Source organism: Bacillus cereus group sp. N11, from assembly GCF_016483605.1.
Classification (GTDB): Bacteria; Bacillota; Bacilli; order Bacillales; family Bacillaceae_G; genus Bacillus_A; species Bacillus_A toyonensis.
Genome location: NZ_JAEHBN010000009.1, coordinates 46,628 through 72,623, shown reverse-complemented (window position 1 = coordinate 72,623; position 25,996 = coordinate 46,628). Strand labels below are relative to the sequence as shown.

The window sequence follows — 25,996 nt, the reverse complement described above, 5'->3', positions numbered from 1 at the left end:
GGTGGTGATATAGTGGCGATTACACAGAGAGAATTAAAAAAAGAAAAAGATATGGTAGCAAACCTATTAAGAGCCAATGGTCAGGATTATAACCATTGGCTTCATTTACATCATCAGAAATACATTGAAGAAAATCAAGATTTAGTAATGAAAGCTTTACAAGCTTATAAAGCAACATCAACAGAAGTAAAGGAAGACAGCAAGGCGAATGAGTCAAGTCAGCTTAGTAACGTATAAGCATCTAAAAATAAAAAGGGAGTGAATGTATATGTCAATGTTGGAAACATTATCTCAAATGTTAGTGTTAGGTGATGCGATGGATGGCCTAGTTAATACAGGAGTTTCATTTATTACATGGATGCAAAGAGGAGCACAGGTTAGTACGGCGATTGTATTTTGTTGGGGCGCTTATCTTTTAATTTGGGGTGGTGAACGAGGAAGACATAAATGTGTTTGGTGGTTTATTGGTGGGGCAGCCGGACTCGTTATCGTAATGGGATGCATGTACTTATCAGAGAGTGTAACGAGTAATATTAAATTTGGTCAAATCTTACTCCCGTTTTTCTGGATGAAATAGTGAAAAAATATAAATAAGGCAATGAGGAGGCTATGCAAAGGGTATGGCTTTTTTTGTTGCCTTTTTTTATTAGAATTTGAATTTTATAAGAAAAGGAGTATGAGAGTGAATACGGATATTGATATTCAACATGTATTAGATATGCAAAGTAAGATACAAAATGATAATTTTCAGTTTTTCCTGTTTTTAAGCATCATTATTGGAATAATTATTTGTTTGATGTTAATTAGTAACAAGATTAATATCGTTCGATTTAACCCTGTTTATATAAAATTTGTTTTTTTTGTATTGGTGGCAAGTATCATTTATAACTATGTTGTTATTTGTGGTGTTTCATAGAATTTGAGGAAGAAAGGAGAAGCCATGTTTGTCATTTTTAAGAGTAGCAATGGAACAGAAATTGAGTCGGGTAAGCAATATTCGTTTCATGAAGCTTATATCTTAACGAAGCGATTAGAACGAGTTTATAGAGAGGCAGGGCGGCAAGAACATATTGATTTCGATTTGTTAGATGGTCATTCCAATGAAATTTATAACGGTACGTTATCACTTGGTTCGAGATATGCAGATCACATTTTTGATCACATTTCTAAAAAAATGAATGTGATGCAATTAGATCCAGAACAAGAGGAACAAAAGAAGGAGCTGTTAGAAACATTAGAAAGAGAAATCAATGATTCTCCTTTTCATGAAGAATATGAATATCGAGAAGAATCACCAGAAAGGAAGGAAGAACCCTCTTATAGTCCATCGGATGAAGTAAAAACACAAATAAAGCCTGGAAGGGAAAATAGAAAAGGATTCAAGATTATTGCGAGTGTCATAGTAAGTATGGTGTTAATTGGGGCTGGTGCCATATTTGCCTTTAAGTTATTCTCTTCAGAGCCAGTTTCGAGTGCAAATGCTGGCTCTGAACAATATGTAGTAAAAGGATTACAACAGGCAGCCATTCAACAGTATGGGGAAGCCGTTAAATACTTCGATAAGGTCAATTACACAGAATTAGATAAAGATAGTCAGAAGGCAGTTCTATTTACTTATTTATTAAATGGAAAAGCAAATAAGGCATTACAATATGAGCCGAAATTTGCAGAAAGTGTGGTTGCTTATTTTATTGGGATAGACAACATGAATAAAATCAATGAAATTGATGTCAAAAATGATGTAATCGACTTTGAAAAAGCAGCACTTAATAAGAAATATGAGGAGGTAATTAAGCTTAAAGGGAAAGTCAATATGGACGGTAGACGTGAAAAACTCATTGTTGAAGCTTTTGTAAATCTAAAAAAATATGAAGATTGTTATTCTTTTGCCAAAACGCAAGGAAATAAAAACGTAATGAAAGAGGTCAAAGAATTAGAGAAACGGGATATTCAACAATCTACGATAAGTGAAGAAGAAAAGAAAGCTAAGATTGAAAAAATTGATAAAGATATACAGAACATCTAAGGGGGAAAGAATAACATGCCTTTAAATTATGAGAATCTGTACAAAAAAATGGGAATTGTTTTTCTTGGTGGTTCGTTGATATTGAGTACAACAGGGTGCAGTTGGTTTGGAAGTAAGGAATCATCAAAAAGTAAAACAGCTATTACAAAAAAGGTAGATAAGAATAAGCTGGATGAAAAGAAAGAAGATCTGAACAAACATGATTTTGAAGCAATTACAGAGAATGCAATTCAAAGTAAGGATAATGAAGTTGCTTATGTACTCGAAGAGCTGGATAAATCAAAAATTAATTTTAAAGAAAAATCTATTGTAAGTAATCTTCAAAATGGGGATGAAACCACTTCTCGTGTTCTAGCACTCTTTGATAAAGAAAAAACAGATAAAACACTTCAAGATACAACAAAAGATAATGTGATTGCAGCTATTACCGATAATAAGCCACAAGTCACCGTGAATGGAGATCATTTTGCATTCGGCGATAATAATATTGATTCTTCAGTAGCGAGTATAGGAGATATTCTTCCACCAGAGAAGAAACCAGATGCAATTGCAACCCCACCAATTATAACGGAAGGTGAGAATGGTAATACGGAAAATACAGGGACAGAAAAACCAACAAATCCAGAGAAACCGACAGAACCGGAAAAACCAACAGATCCAGCTAAACCAACAGAACCAGAGAAACCAACAGATCCATAGAAACCAACAGATCCAGAAAAACCAACAGATCCAGAGAAACCAACAGATCCAGAGAAACCAACAGATCCAGAGAAACCAACAGATCCAGAGAAGCCAACAGATCCGGAGAAACCAACAGATCCAGAGAAGCCAACAGATCCAGAGAAACCAACAGATCCAGAGAAACCAACAGAACCGGAAAAACCAACAAACCCAGAGAAGCCAACAGAACCGGAGAAACCAACAGAACCGGAAAAACCAACAAATCCAGAAAAGCCCACAGAACCGGAAAAACCAACAAATCCAGAAAAGCCAGTTCTGAAACAAAATGAAAAGATGGTAGCGAGTAAATAAAGAAAAAAATCAACTGATATTTTCAAAAAGGTACTCAAAAAAAGAGTACCTTTTTAATTTGAGAGGGGTCATATAGATGTTTGTTAATAGTGCAAATTTAGTACAAATTTCAAGTCTAGATAAAAGTTTAATGGTGGTAGGTCGAGTGGGAACAGGGAAAACGAGGGAATTGAAGAAAATGGCTTTAAGTTTATCAAAAGTATTAGTGTTAGATCCATTTAAGGAATACGAAGAATTAGAGAAGCAAACAGAAGGGCATGTAACTTTACAATATTTAGATTGTGAATCAAATGAAGAATATAGAGATTTTAAAATTACAGATGATGTGATAAATGTAGCTAAACAATTTGAATATGTAATTGTAGATGAAACCAATTATTTATGTCAGGAAAATTTTATATACTTTCTTCAACAAATGAAGGATTCCGATATAAAAGTAATAGCTAGTTTTCAACAAATGCCTTCAGATGCCCAAATTACTAAGAAATTTGGATATATTATATCTTTAGATGTAACGAATGATTTCGATAAGATAACAGAGTATGAAAAATATAATTATGATTCGGGATTTGGCTTGAAAAAGTAATACGTGTGGCTAGATTGAAAAGAGGTGATGCTTTGATATGTATAGTGAAAAGATATCAATCAAATATAAATTAGCTGAAAAAGAAGTACTCATTCCATTGAGTGCTTTTTTGTTTGTTGGAATGTTTTTGATCGCTAATTTTTTACTCAACTTATCTTTAGAGCTGATAGAAACAACATTTAGTGATTTATTACATCCTAAACCATTTCATATGGAGGTAGGATTTCTTTTTCAGATGCCAATTGCAGAACATCCAGTTTACTACTTGCTTGTTTTCCTTGTAGTGATTGGAACTATAGCGAGAACAGTGTACAAATTGAAATCTTCCTTTAAAAACTTAAATAATCATCAGAAAGGATCTAGTCGTTTTACAACAGTTGATGAGTTGAAAAAGCAATATCGAGCTGTACCAGATCGAGAGGAATCATTTAAAGGTGGCGGTGGTGTTGTTATCTCCCGACTAGGAGATAAAGTATTCATTGATGATAGCCCGGTAAACAACTTAATTATTGGTACAACACGCTCTGGTAAAGGGGAAACCTTTGTATTTCCTACAATTGATGTCTATTCTAGAGCGGAACATAAGCCTTCATTAATAATTAATGATCCAAAAGGTGAAATTTTTAGTGCTTCCAAAGAAACGTTGGAAAAACGGAGATATCACATTGAAGTTTTGAATTTATTAAACCCACTTGATTCTATGAGCTACAACTTGTTGCAGCTTGTCAAAGATGCCTATAAAGATGGAGACTATTCAACGGCCCAGGCATTATGTAAAACACTCTCACACACTTTGTATTACAACCCAACTGTAAAAGATCCTTTTTGGCAACAGTGTGCTATGAGCTTGTGCAACGCCATGATATTAGCAGTTACAGATAAATGTATTGCGGAAGGTACAGAAGAAAAAATCACAATGTATGCAGTTGCAAATATGTTATCGGAACTTGGTTCAAAAGAGGTAATCATAGATCCGGAAGCTGATCCACAAAATGCATTAGATTTATACTTTGAAGGCTTACCAGCGGATAGCGTTGCGAAAATGCAATATGCAACCTCAAACTTCTCAAAAGGAACAACACGAGGCGGAATTTTCACCCAAACAATGAATGGACTTTCTATTTTTACATTTGATGAAATCGCTAAAATGACAGCGAAAAATAGTGTAGATTTAAAACGTGTCGGTTTTGGAAAAACGATAAAAGGAAAAGTAACACCGAGAAAACGAGTAGAAATTGTATTTCCAGATGGTTCAAAGGAATCTATTAAGGCAGATATTACAGGACGTTTTGCATTAGACTTTAAACAAGTAATACAAGTTGGAGATATCATTCAATGTAATGAAAAGGAAGAGCCTAAAACGAAAACATCTATTTCTATTACAAAAATAGATGAAAAAACGGGTCATACAGAATTTAAAGTAGTAGAAGAAAATGAAGGTATGGAAATAACAAAAGTGAATTATTTCGATAAACCAGTGGCTATTTTTATGATTACACCAGACTTTGATTCTTCGAATCATGTGATTGCTTCTATTTTTGTAAGGCAGCTTTATTTTATATTGGCTAAAGGTGCATCCCTCGCTCGTGGAGGGAAATGTCACCGTGAGGTAGTTTTTTGCCTCGACGAGTATGGAAATATGCCGAGTATAGAAGGAATGGCGAATATTATTACAGTTTGTCTCGGTAGAAATGTTCGCTTTAACCTTGTGATCCAGGCATATGCACAATTGAAAAATAAGTATGGTGAGGATGCAGATACAATTGATGGAAACTGTGGGAATACAATTTATATTCTAACTAACGATCAAGAAACCGCCGAAAAGGTTTCAAAAAAACTAGGGAATCAGACGATTAATCTACCTTCCCGAAGTGGAAAAGGTCTTTCTACTGATAAAAATAAAACGGAAGGTCTAGATCAACGTCCACTGTTAACATCAAATGAACTGATGAATTTTAAAGAAGGAGAAAGTGCCGTTATTCGTGTCATAAAACGTCAAGATAATAATAGAAAGCGTATCAGACCACGTCCAATTTATAATACAGGAGAAACAGCTTTGAAGTATAGATGGGAGTACTTAGGGAAAGAGTTCGATACAGATAAATCTATTTTAGATATAGATATCCACTCCTTACATGATGATGTAGAACCGAAAAAACTTATTGTAGATTTTCTAGGAGAAAGAAAGGAAGAACAAATTCAGAAAGAACCATCAGAGCCAGCGCAGGCAGATTTGCCACCAGTAGAGACACCGCAGCCAGTAGAAGAGCCAACAATGATGGGAATTGATGAAGAAATTCCGGAAGAGGCGTTTCAACAGGAAGATAGCCCGTTTGATTCCCTCTCCATTGAAAATTGGAAAGGAAAAACGGTTAACGAATTTTTCGAATCTGATTTAGCGTTTTTGAAACTGGTTGATAAGTTCTTTTTAGCACAGTTAGGCAAATCAATAGATGAAGTGGAAAATCAAGAAATGGGCGAGTTTTACAGTGAATTTCAGATGTTAGCTCACAATGACCACATCGACAAAAGTGTTTATCAAGCAGTCGAAAACAAGATTAATCGAACCTTGCGTGATTTAGAAGAAAAAGAACAAGTACCAAGTTAGAAAGCACTCAAATGATTGAGTGCTTTTTTGAATCCAAATATAAAGGGGGAATAGGTAATGGGTGTACCGACAATAACGGATAAAATGCAATTGATTTTAGATAGTTACTCGTCATTTGTAACAGAAGAAAATGAGGTCATTCTTGGTCTGGAAGATGCGGTTCTTTTCCTTTCAGTAGATCGGGAACAAAAAGGGAAATTGATTATTCGTATTGACAGACTGAATGAAAGAGTGAAATGGACAGCAAAAGAAGTATTAGGACAGTAATAAGCATGAGGGGAGGATAAATAGTGAAAGATGAAGAGATTTTAAAGGTCTTAGAAACGTTCTCGGATTATCTTCAAGTAGGAGACATCGTGAACTATGTATTGCGTTGGCTAGGATGGTTTCTAATTGTAGGATTATCTTTAGTTGTAGATGCTTTAGAAGGTGTGACAGATGCCATACTGGGGATTAAAGGATTCTTTAATTCACCAGAAATACAAAATTTTGTTGATATGTTATATCCATTGTTTGTCGTTTTGCTAGCCATATCATTTTTATATATTGGCTACATGTTCATTATGAACAAACAAATGAACCGTTCTCAAATTATCATCAATATTTTTGTAACACTGAGTGTACTTTGTTTATTAAGTACTGGTATGACAAAGGTTGATAAGTTCACCGATGACGCCATAGCGGTTGTAAAATCAGAACAAAAGGGTTCCTTAAGTGATGAAATTATTAAGAAGAACATAACGGATATTGCAGTGATAGATCAAAATGGATGGAAAAAGAAAGAGGGCATGAATCCGAAAAATCATATTCCAGAAAAAAACATTAGACAGATAGATATTACAGAAAAAATTGATTCGGATTTTGAGTTTGCAAAGGATAAGGAGTTATCTGAAGGTGGGCAAGATATCCTCAAAAATAAAAGGGTAATGGATGGGATGGGAGTCGCATCTTTAGCAGAATTAAAAGATGGATGGTTTGATTTCTTCCCAGAAAAGTATTATCGCTGGCATTGGAATTTCTGGAATATATTCTTTACTTTACTGATAACAGGATTAACGTTGTTATTGGTAAGTATTAAATTAGCTAGATTATGTTATGAATTAGCATTTAACTATTTGTTAGCCAACATATTAGCACCAGCGGATGTTGCGAATGGTCAAAAGTTAAAAGCTGTATTATCTAATATCCTTAATATATTTATAGCAACGATTATGATATTCCTATCTTTGAAGCTATATATAATGGGAACAGCGTTTCTCCATGACAAATTAAATGGTGTACCGTATCTGATTGCATTAGCCGCATTTAGTATGGCAGTTCTAGATGGCCCGGCAGTCGTAGAAAGACTATTTGGAATAGATATTGGTTTAAAGAGTAGTTGGGGCATGTTAGTAGGTGGTTACGCACTTGGTAAAGGAATCGCTGGTCTTGCAAGTTCAAAACCAATGAAGGGTCTCGGAAATATGATTGGAAAAGGAGCGAAAGGTGCAGCCCAAGGAACTGGTGTTGCAGCGGCTAAAACCGCAAGTGCGGCAGCGATGGCAACAGGTGGAATGGCTGGTCTCATAAGCGGCTTGAAAAATGGAAATGAATCTGAAAATAAAGATTCATTACAAGATCAAATGAAAAAAGCTGGTGAGAAGAAAGCAAATGGAAATGATGTAGCAAATAAGGAAAAAGAAAAAGGTAACTTAAATAAGGAAAAAGATAAAAAGAATGGTGGTATGTCATCTATTCAAGAAGACATGAAAAAAGGAGGGAACGAAAACCCAGGGGTAGCGAGTGGGCAAGAATCGGGAACAACAACTCTTCAAGATGAAATGAAAGAAGCTGGAAAATCAAATGGAGCAAGCGAAGGAAGTCAAACATCAGGAGGCGTAAGACAAGGAGTAAGTGAAGGAGGTCAAACACCAGGAGGCGTAAGACAAGGAGCAAGTGAAGGAAGTCAAACAACAGGAACGGTAAGACAAGGAGTAAGTGAAGGAGGTCAAACACCAGGAGGCGTAAGACAAGGAGCAAGTGAAGGAAGACAAACAGCAGGAACAGTAAGACAAGGAGCAAGTGAAGGAAATCCAACAGCAGGAACAGTAAGACAAGGAGCAAGTGAAGGAAATCCAACAGCAGGAACAGTAAGACAAGGAGCAAATGAAGGAGGTCAAACATCAAGCCCGGCACCAGTAGAAGCATCAAGACCAGTACCAAGCGGAAGTAACCCGGCACCAGTAGAAGCATCAAGACCAGTGCCAAGTGGAGGAAGTCCGGCATCAGTAGAAACACCAAGATCAGTACCAAGTGGAGGAAGTCCGGCACCAGTAGAAACACCAAGACCAGTACCAAGTGGAGGAAGTCCGGCACCAGTAGAAACACCAAGATCAGTACCAAGTGGAGGAAGCCCGGCACCAGTAGAAGCATCAAGACCAGTACCAAGTGGGGGAAGCCCGGCATCAATAGAAACACCAAGATCAGTGCCAAGAGGGGGAAGCCCGGCACCAATGGAAACACCAAGATCAGTACCAAGTGGAGGAAGCCCGGTATCAGCCGACAATGTAACGGTGACACATAGTAGCCCAATAATTCCTTATGAAAGTAATAAGGAAGTGGCAGCAAGTAGAAGTCAGGAAACACGGACATTAGGACAATATACAACTGATAAAGTTAAAAATACAACATCATCCGTGAAACAAAAGGTAAGAGGAGTACAAGAACGCATTCATAATTCTGAAACGGTACAGAATACAAAGCGTTTTTATCAGATGGGGCAAAACACGGGTAAAAGTTGGAGAGATATTGTAAACAAAAATAAAAATAATACAGATAAAAAATAAGCGTACGATTACGCTTATTTTTTATTGTCGAAAAGGAGGGAATCCCGATGAGAAGCTATCGGATTCCGAAAGAAATCAGTACAGAATTACGGATTAATAAAGTGCTTTATTTAATAGATTTCTTTTTATTAATTGGCTTATTAGTTGTAACGATGATTCTTAGGAATTTTGTACATGATTCCTTTCAATTACCATTTGTTATTTTCATGGCAGTTATTGCAATTATCATGATTTGGAGACCAAGTACGAATCCTCAAAAACGAATGTATGAAGTGTTGATTATTACATTGCTAAGAAGAAAAGGTGCATATTGCGCCATTGATAACGATCAATAAGGGAGGGATCACATATGGCGTTATTCAGCGAAAAAGATGTAGAGAAAGAAGAGCTAAAACAACTAGAAAGACCAAAGAAAAATACATTTCGATTTAACGAAAAAAATGTAAAAGAATCAATTTATGAACCAAAAGAAATTGTGAAGGTGGTACCCGACAAAAAGAAAGAAGAAAAAACAAAGGTAGAACCAAAAGAAAAAAAACAGAAGAAAGAAAAGCCAAAGAAAGACGTTTCGAAAAAGAAAAATCCAAAACTGTTAGGTTTTTTATCTAGAAAAAAGAAAGAAGCACCACCAAAGGTAAAGAAAAGTATTGCGGAAATTATGCAAATTGTAGACATGACAGAGGATGGCATATTTGAACTGAAAAATGAGGAGTTTTTAGAAATCCTTCAAGTGGAAGGTGACGATATGTTCTCTAAAAATAGCGACGAACAAGCATTTGTTATTTTCTCACATGCTTATTTTTATCAAGCCTACAAACAGTCCATTAAACTCGTTTTTTTAAACTTTCCATGTCAAACAACTGAACAACAACGTTATATAGAGAAGAAAATTAAAGAATGTACCAGTCCTTTGTATGAACGAATTTTAAATCAAAAGTTAAAAGAACTGCAGTTTTTAGAATGGGGCAGAACAAATCGGGAAGCCTTCTTATTTATTTACGGAGAAACGGAATTAATCGTAAAAGAACGTGTGGATGCAGCAAAGCGGTATATTAAACGCTCAACCGAACTATTAGATGTAGATGAAGAGAAAAAGTTAGAGCTTATGTTTAAATTGTTTAATCAAAATGCAAAATTGGGAACGAAAAATATATGGTAGTAAGGGGGAAACAAGATGTTTGCGTTCAAAAGTAAAAAATCCAAAAAGGAAAAACAAGAAGAACTAAAAAAGAAGAAAGGTTACAACCCTTATTTAGTGGCTAGAGTTCAGCCACAAGGGGGAATCAGCTTTAAAGAAAGCTATGTGCAAACAGGTGATGGATTTGCTACTTGTATTCATGTTTTTGACTTTCCAACAGAGGTAAATGATTTTTGGTTAGAGCAAATTATGAATATGCCCAATGTGATTACGACATTAGATGTCATGAGTGATGACCGAAAAGAAGTCGTTGAATCGATTAATAAATCCATGAGTGAACAAAGCGTTCGGCATGATACAGCAAAGGATAATATAGATCGGATTGATGCGAAAAATGAATTTTTAGAGTTGGAAGCTCTCTATACGGATTTGAAACAAGGTGAGGTCATGAAACGTATTCATATCCGTATCTATGTTTCCGCTAGAACGTTAGATGAGTTAGAAAAACAAGTAAAAGAAATCATGGAAACATTAGAGTCTTATAACTTTCGTGGAGCTGTTTTTTTAAATGAACAAGAGTATGAGTGGGATGCACTCGTAACAAGCTTTGATACACAAAAAAATTATGTGAACCGAAGAAAAGGGAAAGAAATTCCGGCAGTCAGTTTGGCTGGCGGGTGTCCGTTTCATTATTCTTATTTGCACGATCCATACGGTACGTATTATGGAACAACGAAAACAAAAGGAAATGTTATTTTTGATATTTTTCATAAAGACGAACAAAGAAAGTTTTATAACGGTGTAATGATTGGAAAGCCTGGTGCTGGAAAATCAACATTACTAAAAAAGAAATCAGTAGACTATGCAAGTAAAGGTCATTTTATTCGTATTTTTGATATTGTAGGTGAATTTGAGGAAACAGTACGTGATCTGAACGGGAAAACAATTGCATTAGATGGTTCACAAGGTCAAATTAACCCACTTCAAGTATATAAGACAGCAGAACTTGAGGAAGTTAGTTTCACTCAGCATTTATCTAAACTTACAATTTTTTATCGATTCATTGCGCCAGAAGCAAAAGATGATGAAATTAAAGAATATGAAAATTTGCTTCGTAAATTATATATTCGTATGGGATTATGGAATGATGAAAAAGGAGCGAAAAATGAAATTACAACAAGAAAACCAAAAGAATATCCTATTTTCTCTGACTTTTTAATGTTTGTTCGCAAAGAATTATATCAAGATGTAAAAGCTAAAAAACATCATGATAATTTAGGAGACAGTAGAATTCATCGTTTAGAATTAATTGAATTAAATCTTACGAATTTAGTAGAAGCATATGCACAATTATTTGATGGGCCTTCTACAATTGAAGATTTCAAGAAAGAACAAGTTGTATCGTTTTCCTTACGAAACATTTCAAATTTTAAACCGGAAGTATTCCAAGCGCAAATTTTTAATGTTTTTAATTTAATATGGGATGAAATGATATCCAATGGTGCGCCACAATTAGAGGCATATACGAAACAACAACTTGCTTTTGAAGATGTAATTCGTTATTTCATTATTATTGACGAGGCGCATCATATAATTAACACGAAAAAAGAAAGCGCTCATGCGCTACAATTTTTAACGAAATTTAGCCGAGAAGATCGAAAATATTTTGCAGGGCTTTTATATGCAAGCCACACGATTCGGGATTTTGTACCGGAAGGATCTTCACAAGAAATGATTGATGAAATTAAAAAGTTATTTGAACTTACACAGTACAAATTTATTATGCAGCAAGATAATAACAGTTTAGATATGTTACGAAAAGTATTTGCAGGACAGTTAAGTGAAAGTGAAATTGCAGCGATTCCACATTTACCAACAGGGGATGTCATTTTAAGTATTGGGGCTGTAAAAAACATTCACTTCCATGTAGAAGTAACAGACGAAGAATTGATGTTATTCGGGGGAGGTGCGTAATACCATGCATCTAGTTTTGAAGGTTATACCAAAAAAATGGCTCATCACTTTAGCGTTACTTGTGATGGGTCTTTTTTCTTTTCTTTTACTTGGAGTTATGAGTATTTTTATTGCGGCAATGGGTGGAGAAAGTGGAACAGACGCAGGCGATATTACGTATACAGGTGAAGGGCAAGTTATGAATGTTTCGCCTGATGTTTTGAAATGGGAACCAACAATTCGGAAGTATGCAAAAGAGTTTGGCGTGGAACCGTTTGTCGCTTTAATGCTTGCTCAAATGATGCAAGAGAGTGGAGGACGTGGTAGTGATCCGATGCAGAGTTCCGAAGGCGCATTTAATACGAAATATTGTAAATCACCAAACTGTATTACAGATCCAGATTACAGTATTTGGGCTGGTGTACAGGAGTTTAAACATGCGATAGAAAGAGCCGGAGTAACGAGTCCAGGAGACATGGACCATATCAAAACAGCCCTTCAAGCTTACAACTTCGGGACAGGATTTTTCGATTTTATTGGTGCAAATGGTGGTAAATATACCAAAGAACTAGCAATCAAATTTTCACAACAACAATATCAAAAAGTGAAACATACGGGTATGTATCGTTGTGTAAGGCCAGAGATGATACCCTACTCTGCGTGCTACGGCGACGCGCTTTATGTCGATGCTGTTTTAAAGTATTATCAGCCGGGTTCTATCGTTTCTGGTGGAGGAGGAAATCCAGGAAGTGGTGGAAGTAGCGGTTCAAAAGTTGCTGATGTAGGTCGCCAATGGATAGGTCGTTCTACCTATGTATTTGGTGGAGGACGTAACACAAATGACATTGCAAGAGGGATTTTTGATTGTAGTAGTTTTGTACGTTGGGCATTCGAACAAGTAGGGATGTACACCAGTCCGATAGGAGCTGTAAGTACGGAAACATTAAATAAAATCGGTACAAAAGTATCAGCAAATGATATGAAACCGGGTGATGTTATTTTCTTTGATACCTACAAACATGACGGACACGTTGGAATTGTAATTGATAAGAATACGTTCATAGGATGCCAAACGAATAAAGGTGTTTCTATAGAAGATTTAAATAATCCGTATTGGAAAAAAGTCTTTTCTGGTCATGTAAGAAGGTTCTAAAAACCGAAGGAATGGGAGACTGAAAGAATGAAAGATAAACGAAAATTTTTGTTTATTGTGTTTGTCATTTTAGTTGTAGGTGTGACAGCTTTTAATATCTATTTGAGCAAAAAGTCAATGAGTGATGGCAAAGAAAAACAGTTAAAACTTTCAAATGAATTACTAACAAAACAAAATGAAGACTTAAAAAAACGACTAGATAAGGTGCTTCCTTCCGCACAGGAACAACAGAGAAGAGCATACTTATCGACAGCCGAAACATTTATACAATTATCATTTCACAGAGAAAAAGAAGGGTACAGCGAGCGAAAAGAAAAGGCAAAATCCATTATGAGCGAAGAACTTTTACAACAATTTTATCCAACTGATAAATACGAATTAGGAGATACGTATAAAACGAAACCAATAGAAATGAAGTTTTATTTACAAGAAAATGAACCCGATAAAGAGGAGGTAAATGTGTTAGCTGAATTTATAAATGTCACGACAGATTCAACGCAAAACCGAGAAGAAAAAGTAAACAATGTGTTACGAATCATCATGAAAAAAGATAAGGAAACATGGCGAGTTACAAGTGTGGAAGAGTTAAATATGAAAGTTTTATAACGAAAAAGGTGGGGTGAGAGTGTGATAGGAGCGATTGGTAAGAAGAGTGAAAGAATTAATCTAAGAAAAAATAAATCGTGGGTCTACCTAACAATTATCAGCTTTCTATTTTTGGGTTTTTTCGCTTTCTTGACATCAAAAATTTATATGCCAAACGATGAAAAACTATTCCATACAGAGACAAATAAAGTAATTAAGTTGTCGGGTATGGGGAAATTGATTGTAGAAAAAAGGGAATACAATCCACACAAAAACTTTATACAAATTTACTTTCGATTAGAAGGATATGAGGAAACAGGATATACATTTAAGGCACAGCAAAAAGCAAATCCAGGTGTTCAGTTACCTGTCAAAGTATTGTATGAAGAGAACGGAAAATACGTTGTAGAAGTAAAAGAGTTATCTCCGAATTGGGGAGCGTTAGCTTTTGATATTTACAATAAAAACGGTGAAAAAGAACAAATGGATATTCGTAAATTCACACAAGATGTTAATGAATATGAAGAAGAAAATGCAGCAACAAAAAGTCCGAATAAATTAGTTCAGACGATTTTTACCGATCAAAGTAAAACAAAAGCAAATGATGAATTGTTAGCTGAAGATAAAAAAACATATGAGCTAGATTTTATAGAAAGAGACAAAAAGGATATCGAAACAAAGATCAAAAATTACGGTAAAGCAATCAAACTGGAAGAAGAAAATGCAAAGACAGTTTATGAAAAGGTAAAAGAATTACAAGATGAAATGAAGTACCAAACTGAAGCAGAAAAAACGGAAACACAATCAAAAATAGCATCCTTAGAATCAAAAATAAAATCATCAGAAAAGAACGTTGAATTGTTTAAAGGAGAACAAAAAATCGCACGAGATAAAATCAAAAAGTTAGAGCAAAAGGAACATGAGATTAATAAAAAGTGAAAAAAGTCATGTCGTCAGTGAGTACTCACCAGTGGAATTTGAGTACTCAGTGAGTGCTCATCTGGTGGTTTTTGTATCGTCAGCGAGTACTCATCAGTTGGATTTGTGTCATCAGTGAGTACTCACCTAGAGGATTTTCTTGCCCCCATCGTTTTGCTAGGCTCCGCCTAGCCCCACACCCTCGGTGGGGGCAAAAACCCCTTATGCTCTTCTCACTATTTTTTGATCTCTACCCAGAATTGCAGAAAGGAGCGGAAATTGTGAATCTAAAAATAAGAGATATAGATCCAGTTGCCTTAAAGAAAATAGATGAAATAGCAAAAAGGAAAGGAGTATCTAGGCAAAAATTTTTGAAAGCTCAAATTGAAATGTTGGCATTTTTTCAGCAACAAAATAAAAGGGAAATGGAATTAGAAAATCTCATTGAAAAGAACATCCATATGATGAGTGATTGTTATAGTGCAATGGAAAAAATGAATGAGTTTATTCAAATGATGATGCAGGATGTTGAAAATGAGTAATGCCGTTCCTGTTCAGTCTTCCATCACACCGGGTGTTGTTTTAAAAACGAAATTTGTGTTACCAAGTTCGGACGCTTTTCAGAACTATATTGAGTATGTAGATCGGGAGGAGGCGAAAAGTGAAGTGAAGCTGAATCCGAAGATGTTTGAAACGTATCAAGACTATATGGGAAATTCAGAAAAGACATCGGCACTATTTACGGAACACGCAAATCGTTTAACAGAAAGTGAGAAAAAGTCCTTAAAGGAAATGTTTAAAACCGCTCATGAAAATGGAAGTATCATGTGGCAAGATGTCATTTCTTTTCATAATCCCTGGTTAGAGGAACAAGGCATTTATGATTCAAAAACAAAAACATTGGATGAAAAAAAGTTAATGGATGTAACACGGCTTGCGATGAAGGAAATGCAAAAAAGAGAGGGGATAGAAAAAAGTTCAATCTGGTCAGCAGCTATTCATTTTAACACGGACAATATTCATATTCATGTCGCAACTGTTGAACCATTTCCAACGAGAGAACGTGGTAAAAGAAAACCCAAAACATTAGATGCGATGAAGGGTAAAGTCGTAAATAATTTGTTGGATCGCAAGCAGGAACAAAAACAAATTAATGATCTGATTCGAAACAATATGGTGGGAAGGAAAAAAGAAGATTCCGTTTTTGATTGGCGTAATCAACATTTGAAACCATTGTTTTTACAAATCTATAAACAGTTACCAAGTGATAAAAGACAGTGGCAATATAGCTACAATACGATTCAACCATTAAAGCCGCAAATTGATGAATTAAGCAGTCGGTATATTCAACACCATCATAAAAAAGATTACGATCAGTTTCTCCAAAAGTTAGATAAAGAAGTGCAAGTTTTTAAAGAAGCATATGGGGAAGGAAAGTATGATAAGAAGCAATATGAAAATTACAAGACGAATAAAATCAGTGATCTGTATAAAAGAATGGGTAACGCTTTTTTACAAGAAATGAAGGCATATGATAAAGAACAAAAGAGAATCCATCACATGAAAAAATCAAAGCCGTTTCAAAAATTTCAACAGAATGTATCTATTCAGTATTCTATGAGAAAGATGGAGCGTGCTTTTAAAAGTGAATATGAAAGTTGGAAGAACCAAAAGTATTATGAGCGCATGCAAAAAGAAAGTGCATACCAAAATGAGAGGGGTTATTAAATGAGTACAATTAGAAGACAGGTAACGATGGATCAAGAGACAGAGGATTATATAAATGATTACATGGAGGAACATGGAATTCGATATACAGGGGAAGCAATGGGAAGAATTTGCAAGGAGCATGAAGCGGCAAAAAATACAGAATGGTCGTTAAATTATGTAACGGAAGTGGTATCAAAAAACTTACATGATGTGTTAAAAAGTGAGCTAACAAAAATTCGTCTTGGTGCAAATAGTGCGGATAGAAATACGCAAATTTTAATTGAGTTATTAAATGGTTATTTCTTTTTAGAGGGCGTAGATAGTCTTATTACGACTGATAAGCAAGAGATGGGAAGTGTGAAGATAGCAAAAGAAGTCGTAGCGGAACGAATTAGTCATGCAAGACAAAAACGTTTAGATCATGAGGAATCAAAGAACAATGTAACGTAAGCTACATTGTTTCTTTTTATAAAAATACAGGAGGTTATAAGGATGTTATTATTTCATGAAGATATCGCATTAGGGGTCATCAAAGAGGTTGGAGAAGGTGAACTTGTTTTACTTGTAAAAGATGAAGAACTAACAATCAAAATTACACGAGAACAAGAGGAAGAACTTGCAGTCCATGTCATGAATCAAGAAAATATGTTAGTTCCGGTTAACGTAAAAACACATGCGCTTTTCTTTGATACAACGGAGAGATGGAACGAAGAAGAAATGGAAGAATTACAAAGTGCGAGTGAAAGTGTAGGAGAAGAATATGAGTAAAAGTTATAAGAATAAGTATCAAAAGAAATCACCGGAAGAAAAAAGAGAAGAAGTTCAAGCTTTAACAAAAAAGATGGAAAAAAACGTAGAAGGCTATTTCCGTACACCAGAAGATATGAAAGAATATTTAACGTTTATGGCAAAGTTTTATAAATATTCACCACAAAATGTTTCGTTAATACAAGCGCAATTTCCAGGAGCCCAAGCAGTGGGCTCTTTTTCTTTTTGGGAAAAAGCGGGCTTCCCTGTTGTTACAGGCGTAGGACATAAAGGAATTAAAATTCTTGTTCCAAACCGAACTGTAGCAAGATTTAAGGACAAAAAAGGGACATGGAAATCCGTTAAAAAGGCAAACGAAGATGAGAAAAAACAAATTGAATCTAAAAGTGTAGAAGTGAAACCAGGTCGGTTATATTTTGCTGTCGGTCATGTGTTTGACCTGTCTCAAACAAACGCAAAAGCGGAAGATCTACCTCGTATTTTTCCGAATCGTTGGCTAGAAGGGAGCGTTACGGATTACCAGAGTTTGTATAAAGGAATGGAAGCCATTGCGGAAAAAAACGGTCTAAAAATTATTGAGCCAAAGCAAGAACTTGGGGTCGCAAAGGGAGTTAGTTACACCTTAACAAAAGAGGTTGCGTTGAATCCTAGAAACAGTGAATTACAAAATGTTAAAACACTTCTTCATGAATTGGCACATGCCAAACTTCATACAGCAGAGACACATATGAATTACACAGCACCAGAAAAAGAGTTTCAAGCAGAAATGACAGCTTACGCCGTTTCTTCTTATTTTGGAATTGATACAAGCGAATATTCATTAGGATATTTAGCGAGCTGGACACAAGGAAAAGAAATGAAAGATAAAACCAAGTTGTTGAAAGAAGTACATGAAACTTCGATTGAATTTATTGAAACAATTGAAAATATGTTAGAAAAGGAAAAAGAAAAAACGAATGAAAAGGGAGTAGATAATATGTCAAAACATGTGTCTGATAATGGAAAAGAGCATGTAGTAACAGTTGAAATACTAGATAAGGATATAAAAGACGGTGAGATTGCAAAATTACACATGGTGGATGCAGAAACCAAAGAAGTATATCATATGGCAATTTATGATCCGGGCGTATTGGACCGTGATGAATTTTATAATGGCGAAAGGGATGTTTCTAATATTGAACATATCTTTAAAGGAGATGTTTATGAAAAAGTAAAAGATACTCTCCTTGATAGAAACGAAAGTCAATCATTTACTGTACGTGAAGAAGATATGCTTATTCCTTTAAGTGAGTTAGAACAAGATGATCGATACGCTATTTTATTTAACACAGAAAAATATGAAGCGGCTAAAATAAAAGAAAATGAAAAGCAGAATGAAAATAGAGAACAGAATGAAAGTGAAAAAAATATTTTATTGGTCGAATTTATGAGTTTAAGTAACACGGCACAAGAGCTTGTTTCTGTTGCAGAGTTAAGGGAACAAGCAGATAGGAACCGTGAGTTTGAACCTGTAGAAGGTGGAGAAAAATTGAGTGATAAAGAATTTATTGATGCATTTAACGTGGCAAATCAAGAGAAGTATGCAGCATTAAATCAGGATGAAATTACTCGTCCAACTATGTTAATTCAATGGAGCGAAAACGAAAATTTTAAGGGTAGTCAGTTGATTCCATTTGGAGAGGCCAATGAAAAAATGGCTGAAGTCATTAAAAATATTGAAAAAGCAAAAGAGGAAGCAAGAGAAAAGGATGAATACGTACCATATGATAAAACCCGTTATCATATTGCCATTCCAAAAGAAGTAGATAGAGATTTTGGGAGAATGGAGCTTGTGAGTATGGATCGTTTGGATATGGGGGATGGGGACTACAAGACACCGTATGAACAAGTATTAAACGAGAAAAGGTATTTATCGGATGAAGTAAAACAAGCGTTACGAGATGAAGTGATGAATTATAGAAATAACAAAGAAATACCGATGGAAAAAGCACAAGAAAATCCATTAGAAAAACCGAAAGAGACACCCAATCACTTAGTTACAATTGAAGTATTAGCAAACAGTATACAAGATGAAGAGCAGGCAAGAATCCACATGATGGATGCCGTTACGAAAGATATCAATTATTTGTCTGTATGGAATCAAGATAAAACAGATCGGGACGATTTATATGTTTCCCTCATGGAAAAGAACGGGAAACGAGAAAATGTGTATCTAGATAACATTTTGAAACCAGATTTATATGAAAAGGTTCAAAGCTCTATATTTGATGGAAGAGGAAATTTGTCATTTATTGTTTATGAAAAAGATGCAAATATGAGTCTAGATGAAATCGTAAAAGATGAACGATATGGACTCTTAGTTGATAAAGCGGAGGGACAAAAAGATTACTCATTTAATGAAAAAGAAGTGGAAATATATAAAGAAATGAAAAAGGAAGGATATGCACCTATTGTCTCTTTAGATCAACAAATTCAACCTTCAAAAGAAAAGGAGCCAACTACGTTAGATAAGGATTTAAGCCAAAAATTCGAAGCATACAGACGTTCACAATATGAAGAAACACCAGATAATATTGATAGCATTGTCACTCGTGTAAAAGCTGAAGAGCGGTATTATACAACGAAATATGTTTCGATTGATAATGAGCTGGTAAGCCAGGAACACGTAGTAAAATTAGAAAATCAAGTGGATGAGAAACTTGGGAAAGAAGGAATAACGGTGAATCAGTCTACAACTTCAAATGAAATGGATGTAGATAAAAGTTTTCAACCATTAAACGGAAAACAAATGAACAACAAGGAAAAAGAAAAGGAGCGAGAGCCTATTGATCCAGGTAATGTAGACAAGTCAAAGATTACAAAGAAATCAAGTAGAAAAAGAGAAACAATGGAAATGGAACGATGAAAAATTGTATAGCAGGAACGCCAGATTAAATCATTTTTTGTTACTCAATTGAGAAAACAGAAAGTGATTTTTTTATATCTAGAAATGAAAGAGGGTAAAAGGAAAAGCCCTCTTTCTCATTTGTAAAACGAAAGGAGAGAATGTCATGAATGTATGACTGTTTGCGAGCTGTATGTTCCTTGTAGCAGTCTTTTTGAACACATTGTTATTATTCAGTCACAGAATGATGAAAAAGCGGAGAAATAAGAAGTGGAAGCGTAAAACTGAGATTGCAGATTAATAGGAGGTAGTACGTATGGGAAAAACATTATTTATTGCGGAAAAGCCGAAGGTAGCCGTTGAATTATTAAAATCACCTAGATTTAGAAACTCACAAAAATATCCGGGTAGTAAGCCGTATTACGGATACTATGAAAATGAAAATTACATTATTAGTTGGTGCCGGGGGCATTTATTAGAGTTAAAACATCCGGAGGAGATGGACGAGAGGTACAAAGAATTTAAATTTGATCACTTACCCATTATTTTAGAGCCGGAATATAAAGAGAAATCGGATAGTCTAGAACAAATTCAAATATTAATTAAGTTGTTAAATCGTCCCGATGTGGATCATGTGGTCAACTCCTGTGATGCAGATAGAGAGGGGGAACTTATCTATCGAGAATTATATGAATATGCAGGTGTGAACAAGCGAGAATCTCGTCTTTTTATCTCTTCCTATGAGGCCGCAGAATTAGAAGGAGCATTAAACCGATTAGAACCAGGAACAGACTATGACGGGCTTGCTCAATCCGCTAAAGCAAGGCAATACCTGGATTATATTCTAGGGATTAATGTTACAAGGGGCTGTACATCCAAACTAGCAAGAAACCAATTCTTATTGGCTTCTGGTCGTGTTCAAATGTGTATCTTGAATGAAATCCGTCAGAGAGAAATCGCTATCCAAAATTATAAAGAACAAACCTATTACAATTTAAAGCTACTAACGGAAAATGGTTTATCACCAGTAATGAAAACAGAAGATCAACTGATAGATCCATCGCCACTACAAAAGCTTGGAGATAGCTTGAAAGAAACGAATGTAATCGTAACGGAATTTAAAGAGAGTACGAGAAAAAAGAAACCAAAATTACTATATAACTTAACGGATATCTACAAAGATGCTCACGCCAAACTGAAGATAAATGCGGAAACAGCAAAAAAACATATTCAGAGTTTGTATGAAGAAGGCTTTATCACATATCCTCGTTCTTCATCTAGGCACTTACCTACAGAACAAGTGGAACGAGTGAAAGAAGTAATGGGGGCATTAGAAAAAAGCTCCTATGCAAATCTCGTACAACAAGTAATCCCATCTTCTATTACAAAAAAACACACTACATTTAATGATGAATTAGTCAGTAGTCACTTTGCCATCATCCCAACAACAAAATTATATGTCGGGACCAACCGAGATCCATTAGAAAAACAGTTATATGACTTAATTGTAAAACGATTTATCGGGAATTTTATGAAACCAGCAATCTACTTGGTAAGAGAAGTACATTTTATAGATCAAGAGGGAAACACATACAGTACAAAAGAAAAGATCCTACAAGAGAAAGGGTTTCTAAGTGTGTTTCAAGAGGATATAGAAGAAGGATCAGTTGAAACATTTCAGATACCTATTTTAAGAGAAGGGGATTCTTTCAGAATCGTTCAGTATGACTTGATTGAGTCTCGAACAAAGAAACCAGCCTTTCATACGGAAAGTTCCATTTTAACCTTTATGGAGACGGCAGGACGTAAATTGGATGATGAACATTTGAAAGAACTTATGAAAGGAAAGCGGATTGGGACAGTCGCAACGGAAGAAACGTTTATTCCGAAACTGTTAGAGCGAAGCTATATTGATGTTACCAACAGTCAGATTCGAACAACTAATATTGGTCGTGCGTTTATAGATGCTTTTCCGGTAGATGAAATCAAAAATCCAGCTTATACGGCTGAAATGGAAGGGATGATCTACATGATCGAAAAGAAAGAAATGAAATATGAGGAATTTGTAGAGAAAACAAATACGTTTGTAAAAGATACGGTGGAACAATTAGGTGCAATGGATGATAAGGTGTCGGATAGCATTATTAATACTTGGAATCAGCAAATTGAGGTGTGCAAATGCCCTTGTAGAAAAGGAAAAATCCTTCATAAAGGTAATTTCTATGGTTGCAGTAATTATCCGGAATGTGAAATCTCTTTACCGAAAAAAATTAAAGAAAAAGCGATTCCAGAAGCACAAGCGAAAAAGCTGTTTGAGGATAAGAAAACAGATCTTTTAAAAGGATTTAAGTCCAATGAGAAGGAGTTTTCCGCTTATCTAGTGTTACATGAAGGGAAAGTTAAATTTCAGTTCCCAACACAAGAGGAGCTGTCATTTGGTAAATGTCCAAAATGTAAAAAAGGGGATATGCTTCATCGTAAAACATTTTATGGATGCACGGAGCATAAAAATGGATGTGATTTTATGTTACCAGCCAAGATGAAAGGGAAAGCAATCCCTGGTAATCAGATGAAAAAGCTAATTCAGTATAAAACAACGGATTTTATCAACGGCTTTCAAGGAGAAAAGGGAGAATTTACAGCAGCTATCTATATGGAAGCGGACGGAAGTTTGAAATTCCGTTTTCCAACGACTGAAGATCGTACAATTGGCAAATGTCCATTATGTAAGAGTAGAGTTCTTGTAGGGAAAAGTAACTACTTATGTGAGAAATACAAAAAAGGCTGTGACTTCATTATTTTTGGTACATTCTCTGGTAAAAATCTAAGTAGTAACCATGTGAAAAAATTATTAGAGAAGAATGTAACGGATCAGATCAAAGGGTTTATCTCGAACAAAAACGGGAAGAAATTTGATGCTCGTTTATCATACAGCGTACAGGAGAAGCGATTAAAATTCTTATTCGGCAAATAAAAATGAAATGTATCAACTATAAGTAGCAAAAGAGGACTAGGAAACGGAATAGTCCTCTTTTTTATTTCATTTTATAGAGTAAAGGGGGGATTCCGTAATGGCACATGTCAGTACGGAGGATGCGATGAAAGCAAGAAAAGTTGACTTGATTTCATATTTGGAAGCAAAGGGAGAAACGTTTAAGAAAGAGGGAAACTATTACCGTCATACGGAACATGACAGTCTCATCGTTAAAGGAAATCAATACGCCTGGAATAGTCGTGGCGAAAAGGGCTATGGAGCGATTAGCTTTGCGATGATGTACTATGAAATGACATTTCCGCAAGCTGTATTAGACATCAATAAAGGGGATTACAAAGAGTTTGATCGTTCAAAAGCTGAAGAGGAACGCAAAAAAGAGCAGCAGCCTTTTAGTTATCCAAAACACTTAGAGGTGCCGAAACAAACAGAAATCAAGCAATACTTAATTGATGAGCGGAAAATAGATCCTCGCCTGGTGAACTGGCTGATTAAAAAGGATCTTATCGTCCAGGATAAGAAAAATAATGTCGTGTTCAAATGGAGGGAAGAAGGAGGCAAAGGGCAAGTCATTGGAATGAACCGCCAAGGCACTGTAAAAATGGAGAATAAAAGAGGCAGCTTTAAACAAATCGTCCCGAATTATGAAAAAATCAATGCAGGTTTTACGGTTGATGTGGGTAAGCCAGATAAGATCTATTTTTATGAAGATCCAATCGACATGTTATCTCATTGGAGCATTAAACAAAATAATATCCAAAACGCTCGCCTGGTTTCTATGCATGGTTTGAAGTCCAAAACAGTGATTGAATCTTTAATGGATGCGAAAAAAGAAGGGCACGATATTAAAGAGGTCATTATGGCAGTTGATAATGATAAGGCTGGGAGAGACTTCATTCAAACGATGAAATGCTTTGTAGATCTTAAAGAGGATATTCCAAAGAATGAAAAAGAAGATTGGAACGATGTCCGGAAGAAACAAGTGAGTGAGCAACAGGCAAAAGAAACAGCCCAACCAAAGAAAGTAAAACCAATTAAAGAGGTGGAGAGAAGTGTCTAATCTACCAGAAATGCCAAACATATTACAAATTTTGATTTATGGTTTTATCCTTTATGTTCTTTTCCGTATTTGTAAATTTATGTACCGAAAGTTTCGGGAGCGAAGAATACTGAAGCGAATAGCTAAGTCCGGTATTCGCTATATAGACAAAATGGATGGACGTCAATTCGAAGTGTATCTGAAGGCTCTCTTTCGAGAACTTGGGTACTCACCGATGGTTACAAAGCAGTCAAATGATTTCGGAGCGGATCTGGTATTGAAGGGGAAAAATCGTATTGTAATCCAGGCGAAACGCTACGGGATGAAAAATAGAGTCGGCATCAGTGCCGTACAAGAGATATATGCAGCACAAGCCTATTACAAAGCACATGAGGGCTGGGTTGTAACAAACAGTGTATATACAAGACAAGCAAAAGAATTAGCGGAAGCTTGCAATGTAAAACTAATAGATCGTGTAGAACTTCAGAAACTGATTAATAAAATTAATCCCGAATATTCGGCTGAAGATGTATATCAAGGGGTAACACCTGCAGAACGGAAATGTCCAACATGTAAACATGATTTAGTCGTTCGTAATTCAAATAAAACAGGAAATAAGTTTTTTGGCTGTTCCCAATATCCTACATGTACACATACAGAACCAATAAATACATGAGCTGTGATGAAAATCCAGCTCTTTTGTTATTTTTAGGAATTAATTAAAAGAATCATACTCTCATCAAAAAACGGCTTCTCAGATTTCGTTATAACAAATGTTTATTTAGAAGTGAATGACATAAGACCTAAACAACAAGAAATGTGTTATAGGCGAAAATAAGCAGTTTAAAGCGAGTTAAGGATGTTATTAAGAATTTTTTATAAAATATCTGAAAAAAGAAACGAATAACCTTGTAAGGTTGTTCGTTTTGTTATAAAATAACCTTACAAGGTTATTTTATAAAGATAAGGAGTGAAAATATTGGAGAATATAGTAAAAGAAATTATTGATGATTTAGAGTATCTGTTCAAGAATGGAGAAATTGGCATGGAAGTAAGTAATCCGGCTTACTATCAGAGGTTTTGTAAAGTACTGGATGCAACAGAAATGCGCTATGATTTACACATTCATGAATATGATGAGGATTCCCTAGTTGTTAAATTAGTGTAAAATACAAATGTTTTAAGGGGTTCATTTTCTTGAAGTATAAAAAGGGAATGGGGAGGAAAAGGATATGAAAATTGGTACATCTGAATGGCTTTCTCTTAGTAAGGATATTAAGCTGAAGTTGATCCGTTTGGCTGTCATAGATAGTAAATATAAACAAGCAAAATAAAAACCCTTCATTTGCTTAACAGCAAACAAAGGGCTTAGTTAATGAGTGACTGAAGAAGAAGGAAATCTAGTCCATTTCCTTCTTTATTTATTGTAACATAAAAGGAAAAGCACAAACAAAGGAGAATTCCCATGAAAGAAATTGATAAATACATGACACCATCTGAAGCAGCTTTTTATTGGGGGATTCCTCGCGAGACAATTAAGAATAAATATAGCCCCTCTCTAATGAACGAGAAGCAAATAAATGATTTAGAGCGCATGCTACAAGAAGGTTTAGTGAAGTACTTTTTGCATCCTGAAGGGAAGCGTAAGGAATGGATTATAAGCCGACAGGCAATGTATGAATGGTTTGGTGAACCAAAATGCAAGTAGGAAAGGGTGTAGACTTGAAATAAAGTTGTACTGTTTATAAAAAAGTCGTATCGCTTTGAAAAAAGGTTAAT

At 35.3% G+C, this 25,996-nt stretch carries 26 protein-coding genes; 25 read left to right on the top strand and 1 reads right to left on the bottom strand.

Going from position 1 to position 25,996, the window contains the following annotated elements:
* The first annotated feature begins 12 nt into the window (after positions 1-12).
* The 5 genes from JDS98_RS16365 to JDS98_RS30285 all read left to right on the top strand — a co-directional run bounded on the left by JDS98_RS16365 (position 13) and on the right by JDS98_RS30285 (position 2,725).
* A complete protein-coding gene (locus JDS98_RS16365; RefSeq protein ID WP_001018798.1) occupies positions 13-237 on the top strand; it encodes a hypothetical protein in 225 nt (74 codons plus the stop codon).
* A 31-nt stretch (positions 238-268) separates the two neighbouring features.
* Entirely contained in the window at positions 269-577 is a 309-nt protein-coding gene (locus JDS98_RS16360; protein WP_199634072.1) for a hypothetical protein, read from the top strand.
* Positions 578-682: 105 nt separating this feature from the next.
* The gene (locus JDS98_RS16355; RefSeq protein ID WP_199634071.1) at positions 683-916 is read left to right on the top strand and encodes a hypothetical protein; all 234 of its coding nucleotides are present in this window, start codon (positions 683-685) and stop codon (positions 914-916) included.
* A gap of 24 nt (positions 917-940) precedes the next feature.
* On the top strand, positions 941-2,026 hold the full coding sequence (locus JDS98_RS16350) for a hypothetical protein (protein ID WP_199634070.1): 1,086 nt from the start codon (positions 941-943) through the stop codon (positions 2,024-2,026).
* A gap of 15 nt (positions 2,027-2,041) precedes the next feature.
* On the top strand, positions 2,042-2,725 hold the full coding sequence (locus JDS98_RS30285) for a hemagglutinin (protein WP_242480978.1): 684 nt from the start codon (positions 2,042-2,044) through the stop codon (positions 2,723-2,725).
* Here the strand turns inward: JDS98_RS30285 and JDS98_RS30280 are convergent.
* Positions 2,688-3,071 (bottom strand): hypothetical protein, encoded by a 384-nt coding sequence (locus JDS98_RS30280; RefSeq protein WP_242480977.1) that lies wholly within the window; start codon positions 3,069-3,071, stop codon positions 2,688-2,690. The two genes, JDS98_RS30285 and JDS98_RS30280, sit on opposite strands and share 38 nt — an antisense overlap.
* 63 nt (positions 3,072-3,134) lie before the next feature.
* On the opposite strand from JDS98_RS30280, the gene JDS98_RS16340 reads away from it, so the two are divergent.
* From JDS98_RS16340 to JDS98_RS16245, 20 genes are all read left to right on the top strand, one after another.
* Positions 3,135-3,644, top strand: a complete 510-nt coding sequence (locus JDS98_RS16340; RefSeq protein ID WP_098126973.1) for a hypothetical protein — start codon at positions 3,135-3,137, stop codon at positions 3,642-3,644.
* A gap of 37 nt (positions 3,645-3,681) precedes the next feature.
* Positions 3,682-6,252, top strand: a complete 2,571-nt coding sequence (locus JDS98_RS16335; RefSeq protein ID WP_199634068.1) for a VirD4-like conjugal transfer protein, CD1115 family — start codon at positions 3,682-3,684, stop codon at positions 6,250-6,252.
* 57 nt (positions 6,253-6,309) lie between these two features.
* Positions 6,310-6,519 (top strand): hypothetical protein, encoded by a 210-nt coding sequence (locus JDS98_RS16330; RefSeq protein WP_000538818.1) that lies wholly within the window; start codon positions 6,310-6,312, stop codon positions 6,517-6,519.
* A 23-nt stretch (positions 6,520-6,542) separates the two neighbouring features.
* Positions 6,543-9,077, top strand: a complete 2,535-nt coding sequence (locus JDS98_RS16325) for a pLS20_p028 family conjugation system transmembrane protein (RefSeq protein ID WP_199634067.1) — start codon at positions 6,543-6,545, stop codon at positions 9,075-9,077.
* A gap of 47 nt (positions 9,078-9,124) precedes the next feature.
* Positions 9,125-9,412 (top strand): DUF5592 family protein, encoded by a 288-nt coding sequence (locus JDS98_RS16320; protein WP_001258275.1) that lies wholly within the window; start codon positions 9,125-9,127, stop codon positions 9,410-9,412.
* A 14-nt stretch (positions 9,413-9,426) separates the two neighbouring features.
* The gene (locus tag JDS98_RS16315; RefSeq protein ID WP_199634066.1) at positions 9,427-10,236 is read left to right on the top strand and encodes a hypothetical protein; all 810 of its coding nucleotides are present in this window, start codon (positions 9,427-9,429) and stop codon (positions 10,234-10,236) included.
* A gap of 15 nt (positions 10,237-10,251) precedes the next feature.
* Entirely contained in the window at positions 10,252-12,189 is a 1,938-nt protein-coding gene (locus JDS98_RS16310; protein WP_000457228.1) for a VirB4 family type IV secretion system protein, read from the top strand.
* Between the two features lie 4 nt (positions 12,190-12,193).
* Positions 12,194-13,321 carry a bifunctional lytic transglycosylase/C40 family peptidase gene (locus JDS98_RS16305; RefSeq protein WP_199634065.1) on the top strand — a complete coding sequence of 376 codons (1,128 nt, stop codon included), beginning with the start codon at positions 12,194-12,196 and terminating at the stop codon, positions 13,319-13,321.
* Positions 13,322-13,348: 27 nt separating this feature from the next.
* Entirely contained in the window at positions 13,349-13,927 is a 579-nt protein-coding gene (locus JDS98_RS16300; protein ID WP_000653474.1) for a hypothetical protein, read from the top strand.
* Between the two features lie 21 nt (positions 13,928-13,948).
* Positions 13,949-14,845, top strand: coding sequence for a hypothetical protein (locus JDS98_RS16295; protein WP_199634064.1), 897 nt, complete (start codon positions 13,949-13,951; stop codon positions 14,843-14,845).
* A gap of 260 nt (positions 14,846-15,105) precedes the next feature.
* On the top strand, positions 15,106-15,366 hold the full coding sequence (locus tag JDS98_RS16290) for a hypothetical protein (RefSeq protein WP_002094785.1): 261 nt from the start codon (positions 15,106-15,108) through the stop codon (positions 15,364-15,366).
* A complete protein-coding gene (gene mobP2 / locus JDS98_RS16285) occupies positions 15,359-16,552 on the top strand; it encodes a MobP2 family relaxase (RefSeq protein ID WP_199634063.1) in 1,194 nt (397 codons plus the stop codon). The genes JDS98_RS16290 and mobP2 overlap by 8 nt, the downstream gene beginning before the upstream one ends.
* On the top strand, positions 16,553-16,984 hold the full coding sequence (locus JDS98_RS16280; protein ID WP_199634062.1) for a hypothetical protein: 432 nt from the start codon (positions 16,553-16,555) through the stop codon (positions 16,982-16,984).
* Between the two features lie 42 nt (positions 16,985-17,026).
* Complete coding sequence (locus tag JDS98_RS16275) at positions 17,027-17,302, top strand: hypothetical protein (RefSeq protein WP_199634061.1); 276 nt, start codon at positions 17,027-17,029, stop codon at positions 17,300-17,302.
* Positions 17,295-20,207: an LPD25 domain-containing protein gene (locus JDS98_RS16270; RefSeq protein WP_199634060.1), complete on the top strand. Its 2,913-nt coding sequence runs from the start codon at positions 17,295-17,297 to the stop codon at positions 20,205-20,207. The genes JDS98_RS16275 and JDS98_RS16270 overlap by 8 nt, the downstream gene beginning before the upstream one ends.
* A 295-nt stretch (positions 20,208-20,502) precedes the next feature.
* The gene (locus JDS98_RS16265) at positions 20,503-23,160 is read left to right on the top strand and encodes a type IA DNA topoisomerase (protein ID WP_199634059.1); all 2,658 of its coding nucleotides are present in this window, start codon (positions 20,503-20,505) and stop codon (positions 23,158-23,160) included.
* A gap of 97 nt (positions 23,161-23,257) precedes the next feature.
* Positions 23,258-24,238, top strand: coding sequence for a DUF3991 and TOPRIM domain-containing protein (locus JDS98_RS16260; protein ID WP_199634058.1), 981 nt, complete (start codon positions 23,258-23,260; stop codon positions 24,236-24,238).
* Positions 24,231-24,893, top strand: coding sequence for a restriction endonuclease (locus JDS98_RS16255; RefSeq protein ID WP_199634057.1), 663 nt, complete (start codon positions 24,231-24,233; stop codon positions 24,891-24,893). The genes JDS98_RS16260 and JDS98_RS16255 overlap by 8 nt, the downstream gene beginning before the upstream one ends.
* A gap of 303 nt (positions 24,894-25,196) precedes the next feature.
* Positions 25,197-25,385: a hypothetical protein gene (locus JDS98_RS16250; RefSeq protein ID WP_199634056.1), complete on the top strand. Its 189-nt coding sequence runs from the start codon at positions 25,197-25,199 to the stop codon at positions 25,383-25,385.
* Between the two features lie 297 nt (positions 25,386-25,682).
* A complete protein-coding gene (locus JDS98_RS16245) occupies positions 25,683-25,925 on the top strand; it encodes a helix-turn-helix domain-containing protein (RefSeq protein ID WP_199634055.1) in 243 nt (80 codons plus the stop codon).
* Positions 25,926-25,996 lie beyond the last annotated feature (71 nt).

What these genes read in the sequence shown, in the direction of transcription:
- JDS98_RS16305 (WP_199634065.1), top strand. Translation starts at nt 12,194, where the DNA reads ATGCATCTAGTTTTGAAGGTTATACCAAAAAAATGGCTCATCACTTTA.
- JDS98_RS16315 (WP_199634066.1), top strand. Translation starts at nt 9,427, where the DNA reads ATGGCGTTATTCAGCGAAAAAGATGTAGAGAAAGAAGAGCTAAAACAA.
- JDS98_RS16280 (WP_199634062.1), top strand. Translation starts at nt 16,553, where the DNA reads ATGAGTACAATTAGAAGACAGGTAACGATGGATCAAGAGACAGAGGAT.
- JDS98_RS16245 (WP_199634055.1), top strand. Translation starts at nt 25,683, where the DNA reads ATGAAAGAAATTGATAAATACATGACACCATCTGAAGCAGCTTTTTAT.
- JDS98_RS16300 (WP_000653474.1), top strand. Translation starts at nt 13,349, where the DNA reads ATGAAAGATAAACGAAAATTTTTGTTTATTGTGTTTGTCATTTTAGTT.
- JDS98_RS16275 (WP_199634061.1), top strand. Translation starts at nt 17,027, where the DNA reads ATGTTATTATTTCATGAAGATATCGCATTAGGGGTCATCAAAGAGGTT.
- JDS98_RS16310 (WP_000457228.1), top strand. Translation starts at nt 10,252, where the DNA reads ATGTTTGCGTTCAAAAGTAAAAAATCCAAAAAGGAAAAACAAGAAGAA.
- JDS98_RS16335 (WP_199634068.1), top strand. Translation starts at nt 3,682, where the DNA reads ATGTATAGTGAAAAGATATCAATCAAATATAAATTAGCTGAAAAAGAA.
- JDS98_RS16360 (WP_199634072.1), top strand. Translation starts at nt 269, where the DNA reads ATGTCAATGTTGGAAACATTATCTCAAATGTTAGTGTTAGGTGATGCG.
- JDS98_RS30285 (WP_242480978.1), top strand. Translation starts at nt 2,042, where the DNA reads ATGCCTTTAAATTATGAGAATCTGTACAAAAAAATGGGAATTGTTTTT.
- JDS98_RS16320 (WP_001258275.1), top strand. Translation starts at nt 9,125, where the DNA reads ATGAGAAGCTATCGGATTCCGAAAGAAATCAGTACAGAATTACGGATT.
- JDS98_RS16265 (WP_199634059.1), top strand. Translation starts at nt 20,503, where the DNA reads ATGGGAAAAACATTATTTATTGCGGAAAAGCCGAAGGTAGCCGTTGAA.
- JDS98_RS16330 (WP_000538818.1), top strand. Translation starts at nt 6,310, where the DNA reads ATGGGTGTACCGACAATAACGGATAAAATGCAATTGATTTTAGATAGT.
- JDS98_RS16340 (WP_098126973.1), top strand. Translation starts at nt 3,135, where the DNA reads ATGTTTGTTAATAGTGCAAATTTAGTACAAATTTCAAGTCTAGATAAA.
- JDS98_RS16350 (WP_199634070.1), top strand. Translation starts at nt 941, where the DNA reads ATGTTTGTCATTTTTAAGAGTAGCAATGGAACAGAAATTGAGTCGGGT.
- JDS98_RS16270 (WP_199634060.1), top strand. Translation starts at nt 17,295, where the DNA reads ATGAGTAAAAGTTATAAGAATAAGTATCAAAAGAAATCACCGGAAGAA.
- mobP2 (WP_199634063.1), top strand. Translation starts at nt 15,359, where the DNA reads ATGAGTAATGCCGTTCCTGTTCAGTCTTCCATCACACCGGGTGTTGTT.
- JDS98_RS16260 (WP_199634058.1), top strand. Translation starts at nt 23,258, where the DNA reads ATGGCACATGTCAGTACGGAGGATGCGATGAAAGCAAGAAAAGTTGAC.